General features: G+C 69.8%; 20 protein-coding genes. 8 read left to right on the top strand and 12 right to left on the bottom strand.

The features are described from left to right. From AC1DNF_RS34275 to AC1DNF_RS34265, 3 genes are all read left to right on the top strand, one after another. Window positions 1-206 (top strand): hypothetical protein (locus AC1DNF_RS34275; protein ID WP_478153222.1); only part of this gene is annotated, 206 nt, incomplete at its 5' end. A 256-nt stretch (window positions 207-462) separates the two neighbouring features. Continuing rightward, entirely contained in the window at window positions 463-1,137 is a 675-nt protein-coding gene (locus tag AC1DNF_RS34270) for a response regulator (protein WP_478153221.1), read from the top strand. Then, window positions 1,138-2,553, top strand: coding sequence for a sensor histidine kinase (locus tag AC1DNF_RS34265; protein ID WP_478153219.1), 1,416 nt, complete (start codon window positions 1,138-1,140; stop codon window positions 2,551-2,553). A gap of 10 nt (window positions 2,554-2,563) precedes the next feature. Here AC1DNF_RS34265 and AC1DNF_RS34260 read toward each other — a convergent pair whose 3' ends face one another. From AC1DNF_RS34260 to AC1DNF_RS34220, 9 genes are all read right to left on the bottom strand, one after another. Then, window positions 2,564-3,277 carry a YebC/PmpR family DNA-binding transcriptional regulator gene (locus AC1DNF_RS34260; RefSeq protein ID WP_478153217.1) on the bottom strand — a complete coding sequence of 238 codons (714 nt, stop codon included), beginning with the start codon at window positions 3,275-3,277 and terminating at the stop codon, window positions 2,564-2,566. Between the two features lie 75 nt (window positions 3,278-3,352). Beyond that, entirely contained in the window at window positions 3,353-4,858 is a 1,506-nt protein-coding gene (locus AC1DNF_RS34255; RefSeq protein WP_478153216.1) for an N-acyl-D-amino-acid deacylase family protein, read from the bottom strand. Then, window positions 4,830-5,762, bottom strand: a complete 933-nt coding sequence (locus AC1DNF_RS34250) for a MurR/RpiR family transcriptional regulator (RefSeq protein WP_478153214.1) — start codon at window positions 5,760-5,762, stop codon at window positions 4,830-4,832. The genes AC1DNF_RS34255 and AC1DNF_RS34250 overlap by 29 nt, the downstream gene beginning before the upstream one ends. An 8-nt stretch (window positions 5,763-5,770) precedes the next feature. Beyond that, entirely contained in the window at window positions 5,771-7,042 is a 1,272-nt protein-coding gene (locus tag AC1DNF_RS34245) for an amino acid deaminase (RefSeq protein WP_478153213.1), read from the bottom strand. A 26-nt stretch (window positions 7,043-7,068) separates the two neighbouring features. Continuing rightward, a complete protein-coding gene (locus AC1DNF_RS34240) occupies window positions 7,069-8,079 on the bottom strand; it encodes an ABC transporter ATP-binding protein (protein WP_478153211.1) in 1,011 nt (336 codons plus the stop codon). After that, on the bottom strand, window positions 8,076-9,119 hold the full coding sequence (locus AC1DNF_RS34235; protein WP_478153209.1) for an ABC transporter ATP-binding protein: 1,044 nt from the start codon (window positions 9,117-9,119) through the stop codon (window positions 8,076-8,078). The genes AC1DNF_RS34240 and AC1DNF_RS34235 overlap by 4 nt, the downstream gene beginning before the upstream one ends. Beyond that, window positions 9,116-9,961 (bottom strand): ABC transporter permease, encoded by an 846-nt coding sequence (locus AC1DNF_RS34230; protein ID WP_478153207.1) that lies wholly within the window; start codon window positions 9,959-9,961, stop codon window positions 9,116-9,118. Before AC1DNF_RS34230 ends, AC1DNF_RS34235 begins: the two co-directional genes overlap by 4 nt. Then, window positions 9,958-10,908 (bottom strand): ABC transporter permease, encoded by a 951-nt coding sequence (locus AC1DNF_RS34225; RefSeq protein WP_478153205.1) that lies wholly within the window; start codon window positions 10,906-10,908, stop codon window positions 9,958-9,960. The genes AC1DNF_RS34230 and AC1DNF_RS34225 overlap by 4 nt, the downstream gene beginning before the upstream one ends. Before the next feature lie 40 nt (window positions 10,909-10,948). Then, window positions 10,949-12,553: an ABC transporter substrate-binding protein gene (locus AC1DNF_RS34220; RefSeq protein WP_478153203.1), complete on the bottom strand. Its 1,605-nt coding sequence runs from the start codon at window positions 12,551-12,553 to the stop codon at window positions 10,949-10,951. Between the two features lie 115 nt (window positions 12,554-12,668). On the opposite strand from AC1DNF_RS34220, the gene AC1DNF_RS34215 reads away from it, so the two are divergent. The 4 genes from AC1DNF_RS34215 to AC1DNF_RS34200 are packed head-to-tail and all read left to right on the top strand — an operon-like array spanning window position 12,669 to window position 15,382. Beyond that, window positions 12,669-13,061: a RidA family protein gene (locus tag AC1DNF_RS34215; RefSeq protein WP_286372701.1), complete on the top strand. Its 393-nt coding sequence runs from the start codon at window positions 12,669-12,671 to the stop codon at window positions 13,059-13,061. A 22-nt stretch (window positions 13,062-13,083) separates the two neighbouring features. Next, on the top strand, window positions 13,084-13,989 hold the full coding sequence (locus AC1DNF_RS34210; protein WP_478153201.1) for a 2-dehydro-3-deoxygalactonokinase: 906 nt from the start codon (window positions 13,084-13,086) through the stop codon (window positions 13,987-13,989). After that, the gene (locus AC1DNF_RS34205; RefSeq protein ID WP_478153200.1) at window positions 13,986-14,627 is read left to right on the top strand and encodes a 2-dehydro-3-deoxy-6-phosphogalactonate aldolase; all 642 of its coding nucleotides are present in this window, start codon (window positions 13,986-13,988) and stop codon (window positions 14,625-14,627) included. The genes AC1DNF_RS34210 and AC1DNF_RS34205 overlap by 4 nt, the downstream gene beginning before the upstream one ends. Window positions 14,628-14,635: 8 nt before the next feature. Then, window positions 14,636-15,382, top strand: coding sequence for an aldolase (locus AC1DNF_RS34200; protein ID WP_478153198.1), 747 nt, complete (start codon window positions 14,636-14,638; stop codon window positions 15,380-15,382). On the opposite strand, the gene AC1DNF_RS34195 is transcribed toward AC1DNF_RS34200, so the two are convergent. Genes AC1DNF_RS34195 through AC1DNF_RS34185 form a run of 3 tightly spaced genes read right to left on the bottom strand, consistent with a single transcriptional unit; the run spans window position 15,364 to window position 17,844 of the window. Beyond that, the gene (locus AC1DNF_RS34195) at window positions 15,364-16,068 is read right to left on the bottom strand and encodes an SDR family oxidoreductase (protein ID WP_478153197.1); all 705 of its coding nucleotides are present in this window, start codon (window positions 16,066-16,068) and stop codon (window positions 15,364-15,366) included. The genes AC1DNF_RS34200 and AC1DNF_RS34195 overlap by 19 nt on opposite strands. A gap of 50 nt (window positions 16,069-16,118) precedes the next feature. Beyond that, window positions 16,119-17,387, bottom strand: a complete 1,269-nt coding sequence (locus tag AC1DNF_RS34190) for an MFS transporter (protein WP_478153196.1) — start codon at window positions 17,385-17,387, stop codon at window positions 16,119-16,121. Then, window positions 17,380-17,844, bottom strand: coding sequence for a MarR family winged helix-turn-helix transcriptional regulator (locus AC1DNF_RS34185; protein ID WP_478153194.1), 465 nt, complete (start codon window positions 17,842-17,844; stop codon window positions 17,380-17,382). The genes AC1DNF_RS34190 and AC1DNF_RS34185 overlap by 8 nt, the downstream gene beginning before the upstream one ends. A gap of 53 nt (window positions 17,845-17,897) precedes the next feature. Here AC1DNF_RS34185 and AC1DNF_RS34180 point away from each other — a divergent pair, with 53 nt between their 5' ends. Further along, a complete protein-coding gene (locus tag AC1DNF_RS34180; RefSeq protein WP_478153192.1) occupies window positions 17,898-18,446 on the top strand; it encodes a PaaI family thioesterase in 549 nt (182 codons plus the stop codon). Window positions 18,447-18,602: the final 156 nt, after the last annotated feature.

The following is an 18,602-nucleotide window of genomic DNA, read 5'->3' as shown; positions in this document are numbered from 1 at the left end:
CGGTGCTGCGCAAATGCGAAGCGAGTGATTCGAGCGTGATCGCGGCTGGCGTCGAGTCGACGGCGATGTCAGCAGGATCGATGGATTCGGAAGGGGTGGAAGATTGCGCGGACGCGCAGGGACAACTGGCCATGATTGGGCTCCAAGCACCCCTGTGCGCCGCTGAGGAGCGCAGCCTTTCGCGGATAAGGGCACGTGCTGTCTGAGCGGCCGCCGCCGGGCCGCCCCAAGGCGGCCGAGCCTCCCCCTCGGGGGGTGGCGAAGCACACGAAGTGGCAAGCCGGGGGGCGCTGTTGCTCGAGTTTGCACGTGACCCCGCGAAAGGCGAGCACCGCAAGGGAGCCCGAAGGGCCGGCGCACCGGGGTCGCGCAGCCCGCACCGCATACCGGGCGTGCAACCATGGGGCACTCCCCTCCCCCTTCGCGCGACCCTTCCTAGAATCGACATACTCCGCACACCCCATGAAACTCCTGCTGGTAGAAGACAACCCCGAACTGGCCCACTGGCTTGCCAGCCTCCTGCGCGCGCAGGATTTCGTGGTCGACCATGTGGACCAGGGCGACGCGGCCGACCAGTTGCTGCGGCAGACGCGTTATGACGTCGTGTTGCTCGACCTCAACATTCCCAAGCTCCCTGGTAAGGGCGTGCTGCGCCGCCTGCGCGAGCGTGGCGACACGGTGCCGGTGATCGTCCTCACCGCGACCGAATCGCTCGACCAGAAGGTGCTCGTCCTCGAAATCGGCGCCGACGACTACCTCGTCAAGCCCTTCGAGATCCGTGAACTGGTGGCCCGCATCAAGGCACTCGTGCGCCGCCAGATGCCCGGCAAGGCCAACGATATCGCCTGCGGCGATCTCCGCTACGACCTGCGCACACGCCAGTTCACCCTCGCCGGCGCCGAATTCGCGCTGCCCCCGCGAGAGCGCACCCTGCTGGAGACGCTGATGCTCAAGACCGGCAGCACCGTCTCCAAACAATCGCTCATCGATGCCATCTTCAGCCTCGAAGACGAACCCAGCGCCGATGCCGTCGACATCTACATCCATCGCCTGCGCAAGAAGCTCGAGGCCAGCCAGGCCACCATCATCACCCTGCGCGGCGTCGGTTACCTGCTGCGCACCCGCGAAGAAGCATAGATGCGTGCCAGCCTGCGCCTCCGGCTCGCCGTGTGGCTGCTGCTGCCGCTCTCGGTGTTCGTGGCCATCTGCGGCTACCTGAACTGGCGCAACGCCGCCGAGGTCGCCGACTACGTGCAGGACCACGACCTCCTCGCCTCCGCCAAAGTCCTGTCGGACCGCCTGATCTGGGAGGGCGACAGCGTGCAGGCCAGCGTGCCGCCCTCGGCCCTGAGCCTGTTCGTGTCGCCCCAGCACGACCGCGTCTTTCTCAGGGTCTCCGGCGCAACCGGCGAACTGCTCGCCGGCTCACCCGACTTTCCCCTGCCGCGCAAGCTGCGCCCCCAGGGCGCCGACCGGGCCCAGTGGTACGACACGCGCTACGACGGCCTCGACCTGCGCGCCGTCGTCACCACCCGATCCATGTACGACGTGGCCGGCGCGCGCGAAATCACCATCGCCGTGGGCAAGACCACCGGCAGCCGCGACCACATGCTCCGCACGCTGTGGTGGCCCTCCATCGGCTACCTGCTGGTCGCGCTGCTGCTGGCCATCGCGCTCGCCACCGTCGCCCTGACGCTGGAGCTGAGGCCCATCGTCCAGCTGAGCAGGCAGCTCGCCCAACGCGACCCCATGCACCTGGACCTCGTCGTCGACCCGCGCAAGCTGCACGCCGAGCTCCGGCCGGTCGCCGACACCATCAACCGCTTCGTGCGGCAGCTCCAGGCGCACTCGGAAGCGCAACGGCGCTTCATCGCCGATGCGGCGCACCAGCTGCGCACGCCCCTGGCCATGCAGGCCTCGCAGATCGAATACGCCCGCTTCACGCGCCAGAGCCGCCAGGACTGGGCCACACGCCGCGCCGACATGGACGCCCTGTGGCTCGACATGCAGACCAGCAACCGTCGGCTCGTGGCCGTCACCAACAAGCTGCTCCTGCTGGCGCAGGCCGAGCATGGCGATGCCCACACGCAGCTGGAGCGGGTCGACCTCGCCGCCACCGTGCTGCGCTGCGTCGAGCAACTGGCCGCCCTGGCCGACCGGCGCCGCATCGACCTGGGCGTGGAAGTGCCTAACGGGCCGCCCAGCCTGCCGGTGCTGGCCCAGCCCGCGCTGCTCGATGCGCTGGTGACGAATCTGCTGGACAACGCGCTGCGCTACACGCAGGAAGGCGGCCGCGTGACGGTGGGCGCGCGGCGCTCGGGCGAATTCGTCGAACTGGCGGTGGAAGACAACGGCCCCGGCATTCCCGCCGAGGCGCGGGACCGCGTCTTCGAGCGCTTCTACCGGGTGTCGCAGGACACCGACGGCACCGGGCTGGGCCTGGCCATCGTGCGCGAGATCGCGCGGGCTTTCGACGCCGTCGTCGAACTGGCGCCGAATCCGAAGGAGCCGCACGGCCTGCTGGTGACCGTGCGCTTCAAGGCAGCAGCCTAGCTTAGCTAAGCTAGCCCGCCAGACCCACGAACACGTTCTGCACGTCGTCGTTCGCGTCGATGGCGGCCAGGAACACTTCCACCTCTTCCAGGTGCTCGGGGCTCAGGCTCGCCGGATCGACAGGGTTCTTGGCCTTGTAGCCCAGCTTGGCGGACAGCACGCTGAAGCCCTGCGCCGGCAGCGCGCGGCTCACCACGTCGAGGTCCGCGGGGTCGGTCAGGAACACCGTGACGCCCTCTTCCCCACCCGGCTCGAAGTCCTGGGCGCCCGCCTCGATGGCGGCCACTTCGGCATCGGCGCCGGCCGCCGCGGGCTCGGCCTCGATCATGCCCACGTGGTCGAAGTCCCAGGACACCGAGCCCGAAGTGCCCAGCTGGCCCTTGCGAAAGAGCACGCGCATCTCGGGCGCCGTGCGGTTCACGTTGTCCGTCAGGCATTCGACCATCACCGGCACGCGGTGCGGCGCGAAGCCCTCGTAGATCACATGCTCGAAATGAACCGCCTCGCCCGTGAGCCCGGCGCCCTTCTTGATGGCCCGCTCCAGCGTCTCCTTGGGCATCGAGACCTTGCGCGCCTGCTCCACCACCAGGCGCAGGCGCGAATTCGAAGCCGGATCGGCGCCGCCGCGCGCGGCGATCATGATTTCCTTGGCCAGTTTCCCGAACAGCCGGCCCTTGGCGTTCGCGGCCAGATCCTTGTGTTTTGCCTTCCACTGCGCGCCCATGTCCGATGCTCCTTGTGTTGCGATGGTGTTGCCTGGAGCAACCGACGAGGGCCGCAGTTTAGAACGCCCGCCGCCCTAGCTCCCGGAAGGGGCCGGCGCGCGCCGCACGAACCGGCCCGCGCGCGCCCCGGTCGCCCGGCCTTCGGCCGTGTAGCTCAGCACGCCGTTGACCCACACGCGCTCGATGCCTTCGCTGAACTGGCGCGGCTGCTCGAAGGTCGCGCCGTCCTTCACGCGCCGCGGGTCGAACACCACCACGTCCGCCATGTAGCCGGCCAGGAGCCGGCCGCGCTCGCCGATGCGAAAGCGCGCCGCCGACAAGCCCGTCATCTTGTGGATCGCCTCCTCCAGCCGCAGCACGCCCTTGTCGCGCCAGTAGCAGGCCAGCACGCGCGGAAAGGCGCCCCACAGCCGCGGATGCGGGCGCTCGTCATGCGGCAGCCCGTCCGAGCCGATCATCGACAGCGGATGCGCGATGACGCGCTGCACGTCGTCCTCGCGCATCTGGAAGTAGCAGGCGTTGCCCGGCTTCAGCCGCAGCGCCGCCTCCTGCTGCGGCACGCCCCACTCGGCCGCGATGTCGGCCAGGTAGCGCCCGCCCATCTCGGGATGCGGCTGGCTGCAGGTGATCAGGATGTCGATGATGCCGTCGACCAGGTCCTCGCGCAGCACCGTCGAGCCGGCCGTGTAGGGGTACACGTCCATGCCGATCTCCTGGCCGCGTGCCAGCTCCTCGATCAGCGGCAGGGTCTCGCGCGTGCGGCCCCAGTTGGCCGGGCCGGCGCACTTGTGGTGGGAGATCACCAGCGGCAGGCCGGACTGGCGCGCCGTCAGCGCCGCCTCCCGCAGCGCCGGCAGGATGCCGGCCAGCTCGTCGCGGATGTGCGTCGCGTAGACGCCGCCGTTGCGCGCGGCGACGGTGGCCACGGCGACCAGTTCGTCCACGTCGGCCGCATAGGCCTCTTCGTAGAACACGCCCGAAGACAGCCCCAGCGCGCCCGCGTCCATGGCCTCCTGCATGTCCGCCGCCATCGCGCCGCGCTCGGCCTCGTTGGCGGCCCGGTCCAGCACCGGCATGCGGCGCATGCGCAGCGCCGTGTGGCCCAGCAGGGCCGCGACGTTGACGCCCGGCCGCGCGGCATTCACGGCCTCGGCGTATTCGCGCATCGTGGCGTGGCGGAACTGCCCGCGGCCGAGCAGCGACAAGGGCGCGAGCGGGGCATCGGTCACCACCGGCGCGAGCGAGATGCCGCAGTTGCCGACGATGACGGTCGTCACGCCCTGCGAGAGCTTGGGCAGCATGTCGGCCTTCTCGATCGCGGCCGCGTCGTCGTGCGTGTGCACGTCGATGAAGCCGGGCGCCACGACCATGCCGGTGCAATCGATCGCCTCGGGCGCGCCGTCCAGGCTTGCCAGCAGCGCGGCCGGAGTCTGCCCCGGCGCCGCCACCGAGGCGATGCGCTCGCCGATCAGCAATACATCGCCCTGCCGGCCGGGGGCATCGCTGCCGTCGACGATCAGGCCGCCCTTGAGCAGCGTGGCGCGTCCGGTCTCAGTCGGGTTGGGGTCTCGTTCTGTCATTGTTCTCGTCGTCGGTCGCTTGTTCACTGGCGCCGGAATACTCGGCGCTGTCGAAGCCGTGCTTGTGCAGCAGCTGCTTGAATTGCTGGAGTCCGCGCGTCGCCACCGGCCCGAGCTTCTGCGCCAGGCGGACCATCAGGATCTCGATGATCACCAGGTGCGCGAGATAGGCCTCGGTGCCCACGCGCATGACCGCATCCTGCGGCACCGACACCGCCAGCAGCAGGTCCGCGATCTCGGCCAGCGGCGTGTCCGGCTGCGTCAGCGCGACCACCGTCGCGCCCTGCGAGCGGGCGAAGCGCGCGGCCTCCAGCGTGTAGGGCATGCGCCCGACATGCGAGATGACGAAGGCCACGCCGTCGGGCCCCAGCGTGCTGGCGGACACCAGCTGCTGGTGCGCGTCGAAGATCGCGTTGGACGAGCAGCCCAGCCGGAACAGCCGGCTCTGCAGCTCGCTCGCCATGAAGGAGGACGCCGCGCCCACCGAATAGCAGTCGATGCGCCGCGCCGAAGCCAGGCGGGTGGCGACCCGGTCGATCACCTCGGGGTCCATGCGCCGGCCCAGTTCGGCCAGCGACGAGACGGCCGCGTGCACGATCTTGCTCGCCACGTCGGCGGCGCTGTCCTCGGCCAGCACGCTGCGGTGCAGGTAGGAGCCGGTGACCGCGAGGTCCTGCGCCAGCGCCAGCATGAACTCGCGCACCGAGTCGAAGCCGAAGCTGCGGCAGGTGCGGACGATGGTCGGCATCGAGACGCCGGCCTGCAGCGCCAGCTGCTCGACTGTGGCGGCCACGGCCGCGCGCGGGTCCTCCAGCACGCACTGCACCACGCTGCGCTGCGCGGCCGGCAGCTCGGCCATGCGCTCGCGCAGGCGTTGCAGCAGGTTGGCGGCGGAGCTGTTCATGACCGGCATCAGAAGCGCGTGCTGATCGCGCCTGTCACGGCCCAGTCGTCCTCGACCAGGGGCATCCAGCGCCATTTGTCGAAGGTGGTGCAGGGATGCGAGATGCCGAGCGCCACGCGGTCGCCCACGCGCGGCGCCGGGCCGGCGGGATCGAAGCGCAGATAGGCATGCTGGTCGTTGAGCGCGCCGATCTTCCAGCCCGCGGGCGCATCGAGGGCCACGCGCCCACCGCGCGGCGCGTGCCGCACCGGCACCGGCATCTCGAGGTCGTAGGAAATATCGCGGCGTCCGCAGGTCAGCAGCGCAAGGCCGGGCTCGGGCACCGACTGCACCATGGCCCAGACCTCCAGGGCGGCGCGCAGCGAATCGTCGAGCCCTTCGCGCTGCTCGACCTGCTTGAGGAAGCGCGCATAGTTGCCGTTGTCGTGCGTGATGTAGCAGCCCGAGCGCAGCACGCCCCGCACCGGCCGCGACAGGCCCTGCATGCGCAGCAGCGGCACGACAAGGTCGAACACGGCCGAGCCGCCGGCCGTCAGCATCACGCTGTCGTCGCAGAACAGGTCCTGCGCGTCGAGCTGGCGCGCCGCCTCCGTGACGCGGTGCACCAGCGCCGTGACTTCGCGCGCGTCGTGCTCGCTGTCGCAGCGGGCCACGCCGCCCTCGTAGCATTCGATGCCGCCGAGCCGAGCCGCGGGGGAGCGGGCGATGGCCCGCGCCAGCGCGAGCGCCTCGTCCAGCGTGCGGCAGCCGGTGCGCTGGCCTGGGATGCCGATCTCCAGCAGCACGTCGAAGCAGCGCCCGCTCGTGCGCCGCGTGGCCCAGTCCTCGACCAGCGCCAGTTGCGCCAGCGAGTCGACGAGGAACCACACGCGCAGATCCGGGTGCCGGGTGAGCAGCATGTCCAGCGCATCGAGGTCGGCATCGCACACCACCTGGTTGGCGATGATGACGCGGCGCGCGCCCGCCTCGACGCCCACGGCCAGCTGGTGGATGGTCGCGAAGGTCATGCCCCAGGCACCCCCGGCCAGTTGCAGCGCGAAGAGTTCGGGCGACATCGTCGTCTTGCCGTGCGGCGCGAGCGCCACGGCCTTGCGCTTCGCATAGTCCTGCATCCACGCGATGTTGTGCGCCAGTGCGGAGCGCCGGATCACGGCCAGCGGGTAGGCCAGGTCGTCGGCCAGCGCATTCCATCCCTTGGCGGCGATGTCGGACGCGCGGCAGGGCGAGGCCGTGAGCGGGTAGCTCTTGAAGCGGTGGTCGAGGATCAGTTCTTCTGTCATGGTGTCGTTCACGGTGTTCGATGGGCTCAAAGGTCGTCGCGCCAGCAGGCATGCCAGTGGCCGGGCCGGACTTCGCGCAACTGCATGTCGGCGCCGGCGCAGCGCGCCTCGGCCAGGGGGCAGCGGGTGCGGAACACGCAGCCCGAGGGCGGGTTGGCGGGGCTCGGCAGGTCGCCCTGCAGCAGCGGCACCACGCGGCGCTGCGCGGGGTCGGGAATCGGCGCCGCCGCCAGCAGGGCGCGGGTGTACGGATGTTGCGGATCGGCGTAGAGCGAATGCGTCGGCGCGATCTCCATCACGTGGCCGAGATACAGCACGACCACGCGGTCGCACAGGTACTCCACCACGTCGAGGTCGTGCGAGATGAAGAGCAGCGTGAGGCTCAGCTGCTCCTTCAGCTCGCCCAGCAGGTTCACCACCTGCGCCTGGATCGAGACGTCCAGCGCCGACAGCGGCTCGTCGGCGACGATGAACTGCGGCTCCACCGCCAGCGCGCGCGCGATGCCGATGCGCTGGCGCTGGCCGCCGGAGAACTCGTGCGGATAGCGCTCGGCATGCTCGGGGCGCAGGCCCACCTGCTGCAGCAGCTGATCGATGCGCGGCCGGCGCGCCGCGCCCTTGGCGAGGCCGTGCGTGTCGAGCGCCTCGGCCAGCACCTCGCGGATGCGCATGCGCGGGTTGAGGCTGGCGTAGGGGTCCTGGAAGATGATCTGGACCTTGGAGCGCAAGGGCCGGAACTGCGATTGCGACATCGCCGCCAGGTCCTGCGGCGCCGCGCTCGATCCCTGCCCCTGGTAGAGCATCTGGCCGCCAGTCGGATCGACCAGCCGCGTGAGCACGCGGCCGATGGTGCTCTTGCCCGAGCCCGATTCGCCGACCAGGCCCAGGGTCTCGCCCTTGCGGATGGTGAAGCTCACGTCGTCCACCGCGCGCACCGGGTGGCTGCCCTTGCCGAAGTACTTGCGCAGGTTGCGGATCTCGACGAGGTTCTCGCTCGCCACTTCGCTGGTCGCTTCGTTGGCCCATGCGTTCGTCATGCGGCGAGCTCCTCGACGGTTCCGATGCAGCGCACCATGCGTTCGCCGCCCGCCGCATCGAGCGGGGGCATGCGCGCATCGCAGGCCGCGCGATGAAAGGCGCAGCGCGGCCCGAAGGCGCAGCCCGGCGGCGGCGCGAAGGGGCTCGACACCTGGCCCGGAATGGCGACCAGCTGGGGACGCTTGCCCACGGCGGCCGCCCCCCTTCGGCGCGCCACGCCGGGCAGGCAGGCCAGCAGGCCCCGGGTGTAGGGATGGTCCGGCCGCGCGAAGAGATCGCGCACCGGCGCGGATTCGACGATGCGCCCCGCATACATCACGGCCACCGCGTCCGCGTACTGCGCCACCACGCCGAGGTTGTGCGTGACGAAGAGCATGCTCATGCCGGTCTCCTTCTGCAGCCGGCCCATGAGCGCGAGGATCTGCGCCTGGATCGTGACGTCCAGCGCGGTGGTCGGTTCGTCGGCGATCAGCAGCGTCGGGTTGCAGGCCATCGCCAGCGCGATCATCACGCGCTGGCGCATGCCGCCGGAGAGCTGGTGCGGGTATTCGTCGACGCGCCGCGCGGCCGCCGGAATCTCCACCAGTTCGAGCATGCGCCGCGCATGGGCGTGCGCGGTCTTGCGGTCCATCCTCAGGTGCAGGCGCGCGGATTCGGCGATCTGCTCGCCGATGGTCAGCACCGGGTTGAGGCTGGTCATGGGCTCCTGGAAGATCATGCCCAGCTCGTTGCCGCGCAGCGCGCGCTTCTCGGACTCGGGCATGGCGAGCAGGTCGACCCGGCGGCCGTCGCGGCGCACGAACCAGGCCTCGCCCGTGACCTGCGCGTGCGAGGTCCTCGCGTGCAGGCCCATCAGCGTGAGGCTGGTGACGGACTTGCCCGAGCCGGACTCGCCCACCAGCGCCAGCGTCTCGCCGGGACGGATCGCGAAGGACACGTCGGCCACGCTCTGGATGCGGCCGGCCTCGGTGGCGAAGGAGGTCGAGAGGCCGCGCACTTCGAGGCGCGGCGCGGCGCGGGTCATGGTGGTCGCGCTCATGTCGCCTTCCTCAGCTTCGGGTCGAGCAGGTCGCGCACGCCGTCGCCCAGCATCTGCAGCGAGAGCGCGGTCAGCACAATCGCCAGACCGGGATAGAAGATGGCCCAGAAGGCCTTGTCGGAATATTCGAGACTGCCCGCGATCATCGTGCCCCAGGTCGGAATGTCGGGCGGCACGCCGACGCCGAGGAAGGACAGCCCCGCCTCGGCCAGGATCGCGTAGGCGAAGATGAAGGTCACCTGCACCAGGATCGGCGACATCAGGTTGGGCAGGATGTGCTTTTGCAGGATGCGCGGCGTGCGAACGCCGAGCGCGCGCGCGGCATCGACGAACAGCAGCTCGCGCAGCACCAGCGTGGTGGCGCGCACCACGCGGGCGACGCGCGGCGTGTAGACGATCACCAGCGCCAGCATCACGTTCCACAGCGACACGCCCAGTATCGACACCAGCGCGATGCCCAGCAGGATGTCGGGGAAGGACATCATCGCGTCGACCACCCGCATCAGCGGCGCGTCGAGCCGGCGGAAGAAGCCGGCGAGCATGCCCATCAGCGTGCCGAAGAGCACCGCGCCGGCGGCCGTGATGAAGCCGATGAGCAGCGAGTAGCGCGCGCCGTGCACGATGCGCAGCATCACGTCGCGGCCCAGCTCGTCGGTGCCGGCCCAGTGCTCCAGCGAGGGCGCGTGCAGGCGCTGCCCGATCTCGATGGCGCCGGGGTCGGCGTCCGAGACCCACGGATAGATGATGGCGACGCCCACCACCAGCAGCAGCACCAGCGCCGCGGCCAGCACCACCTTGCGCGCGAACAGGCGGCGCGCCGTCTTGAAAATGGCGGCTCTCATTGGCCCTCCAGGCGGATGCGGGGGTCGACCAGCGTGTAGAGAAAGTCCACGCCGAGGTTGATGAAGACGTAGATGGCCGCGATCACCAGCAGCGTGCCCTGGATGACCGGGTAGTCGCGCCGCAGCACGGCGCGCACGACGAGGTTGCCCACGCCCGGGAGATTGAACACCGTCTCGGTCACGACCGTGCCGCCGATCATCAGCGCGAGCGTGAGGCCCAGCACCGTGACGATCGGCACCAGCGCGTTGCGCAGCACATGCTTGACCATGATCACGCGCTCGGGCAACCCCTTGGCGCGCGCGGTGCGCACGTAGTCCTCGCCGAGGATGTCGAGCATCGATGCGCGCGTGAAGCGGATGATCAGCGCCGAGTTCAGCAGCCCCAGCACCAGCGCCGGCAGCATCAGGTGCTGCAGCCGCTCGCCCAGGGATGCGCTCGGGTCGCCGTAGCCCGAGGCCGGGAACCAGCCGAGCTTGACCGCGAAGAACTGGATCAGGATCAGGCCGAGCCAGAAGCTGGGCACGCTGGCGCCCAGCATGGCGACGCCGCTCACGCCCTGGTCGGCCGCGCTGCCGCGCCAGATGGCCGCCGCCATGCCGGCCGGAATGCCGATGAGCGCCGCGATGCCGACCGAGAACAGCGCCAGGAAGAGCGTGGGCTCGGCGCGCTCCATCAAGGCCTGTGCGACCGGCCGCTGCAGGAACAGCGACTCGCCCAGGTTGCCGTGCAGCAGCTCGCCCACCCACAGCACGAACTGGGTCGGCAGGGGCTTGTCGAGGCCGTATTGGATGCGCGCCTTCGCGATGTCCGCGGCGGTGGCCTGGTCGCCCAGCAGCAGGGCGACCGGGTCGCCCGACGCGAGCCGCGTCAGGGCGAAGACCAGCACCGCGACGATGGCCAGCACCACCAGCGCCCCGGCCAGGCGGGTCAGCAGAAAACGGAACATGGGGCGGCCCGGTTGAACTTTTGAAGACTTGCGCCGGGGCCTACTTGGCGAGCCCGGTGTTCCAGAAGAAGGGCCAGATCGCCGGCGTGTAGCCCTCCAGCTTGGCCGAGCGCGCCGACAGGCCGTTGAACTTGCCGACCTCGATGAAGGGCACCTCCTCATACACCGTCTGCTGCACCTGGCCCCACAGCGCGCCGCGCTTGGCGGGGTCGGTGGCCTGGTTGAAGGCGGTCAGCGTGCTCTTCTTGGCGGGCGTCTCCCACCAGCCCGGGGCGCCGTCGCCCAGTTGCGGCGGCGAGAGCATCGGCTCGGGGAACAGGCCGGAGTGGGTGAAGTACACGTCCCACAGCTTGGAGTCGTTGCGCCGCTGCACGAGCGTGGCCCAGTCGACCACCTGCAAGTCGGTCTTGAAGCCGGCCTTCTTGAGCTGCTCGGACATCACGAGCGCCATGTTGTAGTGGAACTCGTACTGGCGGCTGGCCATGATGCGCACCGGCTGGCCGTTGTAGCCGGCCTTCGCGGCCTCTTCCTTGGCGGCCTGCGGGTTGCGCGTGTTGTAGAGGTTGGCGCCGGCGGCCGAGTAGTAGGGCGTGCCCTTGGGGAAGAAGTTCGGCTCGACATTGAAGAAGCGGTTGTCGCCGAAGCCGGCGGCCAGCAGCTCGCCCTGCCCCACCGCCGTCTGCACCGCGCGGCGCATCGGCTGCGAGGCCAGCACGCCTTCCTTGGTGTTGAAGACGATGTAGGGGAAGCCGAAGTTCTTGGTCATGATCGGCACCACGGCCGGGGCGCCCTTCTCGATGCGGCCGATGGCCTCGACCGGCAGCAGGTCGGCGTACTGGAACTGGCCCGAGAGCGCGCCTTCGACGCGCGTGTTGGCGTTGGGCACCGGCACGAAGCGCAGCTCGTCGAGCAGGGCCTCGCGGCGGCCCGCGTAGCCGCTGGGCGCTTCCTTGCGCGCGCTGTAGCCGTCGAAGCGCACCAGCACGGTGAACTGGTCGGGGCGGCGCTCCTTGAACTTGTAGGGGCCGGTGCCGATGAATTCCTTGAGCTGCGGCGCGATGCTTTCCTTGGCCATGATCGCGGCCATGCCGCTGGGCAGCGCGAGCTGGGCCAGCAGCGGCGCATAAGGGTGCTTGAGCTTGAGCTCCACGCTCAGCGGGCCCTTGGCCGTGAGCGATTCGACTTCCTGGCCGACCGACTTGCCGCGCGGCGAGAGTTCCATCCAGCGCTGCAGCGAAGCCACCACGTCGTCGGCGTTCAGGTCGCGGCCGTTGTGCAGCTTCACGCCCTTGCGCAGGGGGATGGTGTAGATCAGGCCGTCCTTCGACACCACGGGCATCGTCTCGGCCAGCATCGGCGCCACGTTCCAGTTGGCGTCGAAGGTGTAGAGCGGCTCATAGACGTGCTGCATGATCGTGCCGACCAGGTCGGCGGTGCTGATCATCGGGTCCAGGCCCTGCGGCTCGCCGACCATCGCCAGGTTGGCGGCGCCACCCTTGGGAGGCTCGGCCGAGGCCGTGCCCGCGAACACGCCGATGGCGACAGCCGCGGCAAGAACGCCGGCGACGCTGCGCCAACGCGGTGTGGGCACCGATTTCAGTGCTGAAAAACCAGATGTCGGTACAGTGGCGGCTTGGGTTTGCATCGCGGCTCCGTGAGTAATAACATTACACGGCTGATCCTATTTACTGTGATTTGCGATGTCAAACTGGGGTTTACCCTGCTGTTTTATGTAATTTATTTACAAGCCAAACGAACTTATGTCCAAAGTTGAAATGCTCGGCCAGTCGCCGATCGCCTCCGACCGTCAAGCCCGCCCGCTCTCGCCCGCCACGCGTGCCGGCGATTTCGTTTTTGTTTCGGGGCAGGTTCCCACCGACGACCAGGGTCAGGTCATCGTGGGCGGCATCGAGGCACAGACGCGCCAGGTCTTCAAGCGCATCGAGCAGGCCCTCGCGCTCGCGGACTGCACACTCGCCGACATCGCCAAGGTCAGCGTGTGGCTCAATGACGCGCGCGACTTCGGCAGCTTCAACCGCGTCTACATGGAATGCCTGGGGGACCACCGCCCCGCCCGCTCGACCGTCGAGTCGCGCCTGATGATCGACGCCAAGGTCGAGATCGACGTGACCGCCTACAAGCCGCGCGGCTGAGTTCCACGACCTCGGAAAGACCATGACCCAGAACCGCTTCGTCGCCGTGGATTGGGGCACCAGCTCGCTGCGCGGCGCGCTCATCGATGCCGAGGGCCGCGTGCTCGAGGAGCAGAGCCACCCGCGCGGCATCCTGACGGTCAAGCACGGGGGATTCGCCGAGGTCTTCGAAACGCTCTTTGCCGACTGGATGCGTCCACCCGGCACGCGCTGCCTGATCTCCGGCATGGCCGGCAGCAAGCAGGGCTGGGTGGAGGCGCCCTACTGCCCCTGCCCGGCCGGCGTGGATGAAGTGCGCGGCCGGATCCTGGAGATCGAGCCGCGCCGCATCTCGATCGTGCCCGGCCTGAGCGACTCGCACGACGGCGTGCCGGACGTCATGCGCGGCGAGGAAGTGCAGATCTTCGGCGCGATGGCGCTGACCGGCCTGCGCGACGGCCTCTTCGTGCTGCCGGGCACCCACAACAAGTGGGCCACGGTCAAGAAGGGCCGCGTGACCAGCTTCCGCACCTTCATGACCGGCGAGTTCTATGCGCTGCTGAGCCAGCACTCGATCCTGGCCCGCACGCTCGACGCATCGGCGCCGCTGGACGAGGCGGCCTTCATGCAAGGCGTCACGCAGGCCGACAACGGCCAGGGCCTGCTGCACAACGCCTTCGGCGCGCGCACGCTGGCGCTGTTCGACCGCATGTCGGCGCGGGATCTCGCCAGCTATCTCTCGGGCATCCTGATCGGCGAGGAACTGCGCACGCAATCCATCCACGCGGCCAGCGAACTGGTGCTGATCGGCGCGCCCGCGCTGACGCGGCGCTACACGCTGGCGCTGCAGGCTTCCGGCACCACCGCCCGCTCGCTCGGCGCCGAAGCCACGTGGGCGGGGCTGCACGCACTGTCCCCCTTCAACGCGAAGAAGAACCACACCCCATGACCACCCCACTCGACAAGTTTTCCATCGCCCTGCGGCAGCTGCCGCTGGTCGCGATCCTGCGCGGGCTGACGCCGGCCGAAGCGCCCGCGGTCGGCGACGCCATCGTCGAGGCGGGCTTCCGGCTGCTCGAGGTTCCGCTCAACTCGCCGCAGCCCCTCGAGAGCATCGCCCTGCTGCGCAAGCGCTTTCCGGATGCGCTGGTGGGCGCCGGCACCGTGCTCGGCGCCGAGCAGGTGCGCGATGTGCACGCCGCCGGCGGCGAACTGATCGTGGCGCCGAATTTCAATGCCGAGGTGATTGCCGAGGCGACTCGCCTGGGCCTGGTCAGCCTGCCCGGCATCATGACGCCGACGGAGGCCTTCGGCGCGCTCGCCGCGGGCGCCACCGGCCTCAAGCTGTTCCCCGCCGAGCTGGCCACGCCCGCGGTGGTGAAGGCGCTGCTCGCGGTACTGCCCAAGGGCACGCCGCTGATGCCCGTCGGCGGCATCACGCCCGACAACATGCGCGCATGGCGCGACGCGGGCTCGGCCGGTTTCGGCATCGGCTCGGCGCTGTACAAGCCGGGCAAAAGCGCCGCCGCGGTGCGCGAAGACGCCCTGCGCTTCGTCGCCGCGTTCAACGGCAGCCTGCGCGCCTGAGGCCCGCGATGTCCGCCGATTCCGATTACGGCAGCCCGGCCGTGCGCACCTTGCGCCAGGACCTCGCCCTCGCCCTGCGGGCCGCGGCGCACCATGGTCTTTCCGAAGGCGTGTGCAACCATTTCAGCGTGATCCTGCCTGGCGCGAGCGACCGCTACCTGATCAATCCGCGCGGCCTGCACTGGAGCGAGATCGGGCCCGACGACATCGTGCTCATCGACGTGCATGGCGAAGTGCTCGCCGGCCGCCACCGGGTCGAGCCCACCGCCCTCTTCATCCACGGCGCGGTGCACCGCATGAGCGGCCATGCGGTGGTGATGCACTGCCATATGCCCTATGCGACGGCCCTCACGCTGACGGCCGATCGCGCGCTCGACCCGACGCTCAGCCAGAACGCGATGCGCTTCATGAACCGCATCGCGATCGACCGCGGCTACAACGGCCTGGCGCTCGACGACCGCGAGGGCGAGCGCATCGCCGGCGCGATGGCGGGCAAGGACGTGGCCTTCCTCGCGAACCACGGCGTGATCGTGGCGGGCGCGACCATCGCGCATGCCTATGACGACCTCTACTACCTGGAGCGCGCCTGCCTGCACCAGGTGATCGCGCAGTCGACGGGCCGTCCGCTGGCGCCGGTCGATGCCGCGCTCGCCGCGAAGGTGGCCGCGCAGGTCCAGGCCGAGCGGGAACAGTCCGACCTGTTCTTCGCGGCGCTGCGCCGGCTCCTGCCCGCGCCTCAGCGCGGCAGGGTATAGACCGGCGGATTCGCCACGAAGCCTTCCTTCAACCGCCGCGACACCTCGTCGGCCAGCACTTCCGGCAGGCCGGCCTCGACGGCGGCGAAGGTCTGCTTCACCACGTCCTCGGGCGAGGCCTTGTCGCCCGGGAGGCCCTTGGTCATGTCGGTGTCCATGAAGCCCACGTGCACGCTGGTCACCAGCGTTCCCTGCCCGCGCAGCTCGTTGCGCAAGCCGTTGCTGAGCGACCAGGCGGCGGACTTCGACGCGCTGTAGGTGGCCGAACTCGGCAGGCTGAACCAGCTCGTGGCCGACAGTACGTTGACGACGGCGCCACCGCCATTGGCGGCCAGCACGGGCGCGAAGGCGCGCGTCACGGCCCAAGGGCCGAAGAAGTTGGTTTCGAGTTCAGCGCGGGCCGCATCCATCGCGTCCGGCGACGACAGCAAGCCCGAGCGGCGCGTGATGCCCGCGTTGTTGATGAGCAGCGTGACGTCGCCGCAGGCGCGCGCGGCGGCCTCGATCTGCCCGGCGCTGGTCACGTCCAGGGCGATGGGCTGCACGCCCTCGATGTCGATGGAGCCGGCATCGCGCGCCGCGGCGTAGACCTTCTTCGCGCCGGCGGCGAGCGCCGCGCGCGCATAGGCAAGTCCGAGGCCGCGGTTGGCGCCGGTCACGAAAACGACAGAATCCTTGATCTTCATGGTGGGTTCTCCAGGGGTGGGGGGAAAGTTTCGCGGCGCGCGCGGGCGCATCACGCCCGTGCCGTCGCCGGGGCCCGCAGGGCCCGCGTCTCGCGGATCGGCAAGTGGACCCCTGCGGCGCCGACCGCCAGCGCGATGTCGATGTACCAGACGATGTCGTAGCTGCCCGTCGCCTGGAACACGGAGCCGCCGAGGAAGGCGCCGAGGAAGCCGCCCACCTGGTGCGCCAGCATCACGATGCCGAAGAGCATGGCCATGTTGGCGGGGCCGAACATCTTGGCGACGAGCCCGGCGGTCGGCGGCACGGTCGAGAGGAAGGTGATGCCCATCACCGCGGCGAAGACCATCATCACCGCCGTCGTCTTGGGCGCCAGCAGGAAGACCAGCACCGCGATGGCGCGCGCCGAGTAGACCAGCGCCAGCAGCGACTTCATGCGCCAGCGGCCCACCGCCCAGCCCATCAGCAGGCTGCCGACGATGTTGAAGAGGCCGATCACGCCCAGCGCCCAGCCGCCGACTTCGCGCGGCAGCCCGCAGGCCGCGACCACGCCCGGAAGGTGGGTCGCGAGGAAGGCCACGTGGAAGCCGCACACGAGAAAGCCCAGGCTCAGGTAACGGTAGCTCGGCGTCGCGAGCGCCTGGCGGATCGCCTCGCGCGCGCTCAGCGCCTCGACGCCGCTGGCCGCGGCCGACTGGGCCGCGAGCGCCCTGGAATTGCCCTTGAGCACGAACACCGCCGGCAGGGCCAGCAGCATGATCGCGCCCAGCCACTGCATGGCACTGGCCCAGCCGACGCTCGCCATGAGCCCGATGGCGATGGGCGCCATGGCGAACTGGCCGAAGGAGCCGCCGGCATTCACGAAGCCCGTCGCCATGCCGCGTTGCGCCGGCGGCACCATGCGCGTCGTCGCCGCCATCAGCACCGACGGCCCCGCCATGCCCGCGCCGCCCGCGCCGAGCACGCCGATGGCCAGGATCAGGCCGGCCGTCGTCGTCATCAGCGGCGTGATGAAAGTGCCCACGGCCACCAGCAGCACGCCGATGAAGATCACGCGCCCCGTGCCGATGCGATCGGCCACCGCGCCGGCGAAAGGCTGCGTCAGGCCCCACCACAACTGCCCGAAGGCAAAAGCCAGGCTGATGCTGCCGATGCCGAGGCCGGTGGCGGTGTTGAGCGATGAAAGGAACAGGCCCATCGTCTGCCGCACACCCATGGTCAGGGTGTAGGCGCCTGCGGCGGCCAGCAACACCAGCCACAGCGCGTGGCGTGCCGCCTGCGCCGTGCGCGCGGGCGCCGCGGAGGTCCTTGGCTCAGACATCGAGTTCCTCCTCTTCCACGAGCCCATCGGACTTCAGCAACGCGATGCTCTCGTCGATCAATGCATGCAGCGCGATCACCCGCTCGAGACCCAGGCGCGCGTTGAGCTTTTCCTGCGCGGCGAGCCAGTGCGCCTTGGCTTCGGCGCGCTTGCTGCGGCCTGCTTCGGTGATCGCGATCAGCCGGCTGCGCGCGTCCGGCCCCTCGCCCTGCGTCAGCCAGCCCGCGGCCACCAGCGGCTTGAGGTTGCGCGTCAGCGTCGAGGCCTCGATGTTCATGCCCTGCGCCAGATCGGTGGGGCGCAAGGGCCCCAGGTGCAGTACGTGCGAGAGCAGCGAGTACTGCGTTGTCTTGAGTCCGCTCTTGGAGACCTCGGCATCGTAGAGCCGCGCGAGATGGCGCGACAGGCTACGCAGCCGTAGATGGGTACAGCCTTTCGGCATTGCGACAGCATTCATGGGCGATGATTGTAGCTACAATCATTGCATATGCAACCCTTGAAGGACCTGGGATGAGCGATACCGATCGACTGGCAGCCTGGATTGCCGAGGAAGAGGCCATTGCCGAACGCATGGAAGCGGGCCCCGGCCCCGGCGTTCCGCGGCCGGAGCAGATCGCCGGCAAGACCGGCCTGCAGATGATGGAGGCGATGCTGGCGGGCGAGATCCCCTACGCCGCCATCGCGAAGACGCTGGATTTCGCGCTGATCTCGATCGGCCCGGGGGTGGCCGTGTTCCAGGGCACGCCGATGGCGCGGCACCTGAATCCGCTGGGCACCATTCATGGCGGCTGGTTCGCCACCCTGCTCGATTCGGCCCTGGGCTGCGCGGTGCACACCATGATGCCGGTGGGCCGGGGCTACACCACGGCCGAGCTGGGGGTGAACCTGGTGAAGGCGCTCACGCCCAAGGTGCGGCGCGTGCGCGCCGAGGGCAAGGTGATCCACTGCGGCCGGCAGCTCGCCACCGCCGAGGCGCGCCTGGTCGGCGCGGACGGCACGCTGTACGCGCATGCCACGACCACCTGCCTCGTGTTCGAGATGCCCGCCACGCGCGGGTGAGGCTCAAGGCACGTTGGCCGTCGAGAGCTGGAACGGCTTGCCCGGCAGGGCCAGGGCGCCGCCGTACTCGATGGCGGTCGAGCCCGTCGGCTGCACCGCGCAACCGTTGGGTTGCGGGCAGGAGCCGCCGTCCGCGAACACCACCGGACCGTAGCG

Source organism: Variovorax sp. 01T432 (genome assembly GCF_056398605.1).
This window is presented reverse-complemented; position numbering and strand designations above follow the sequence as displayed.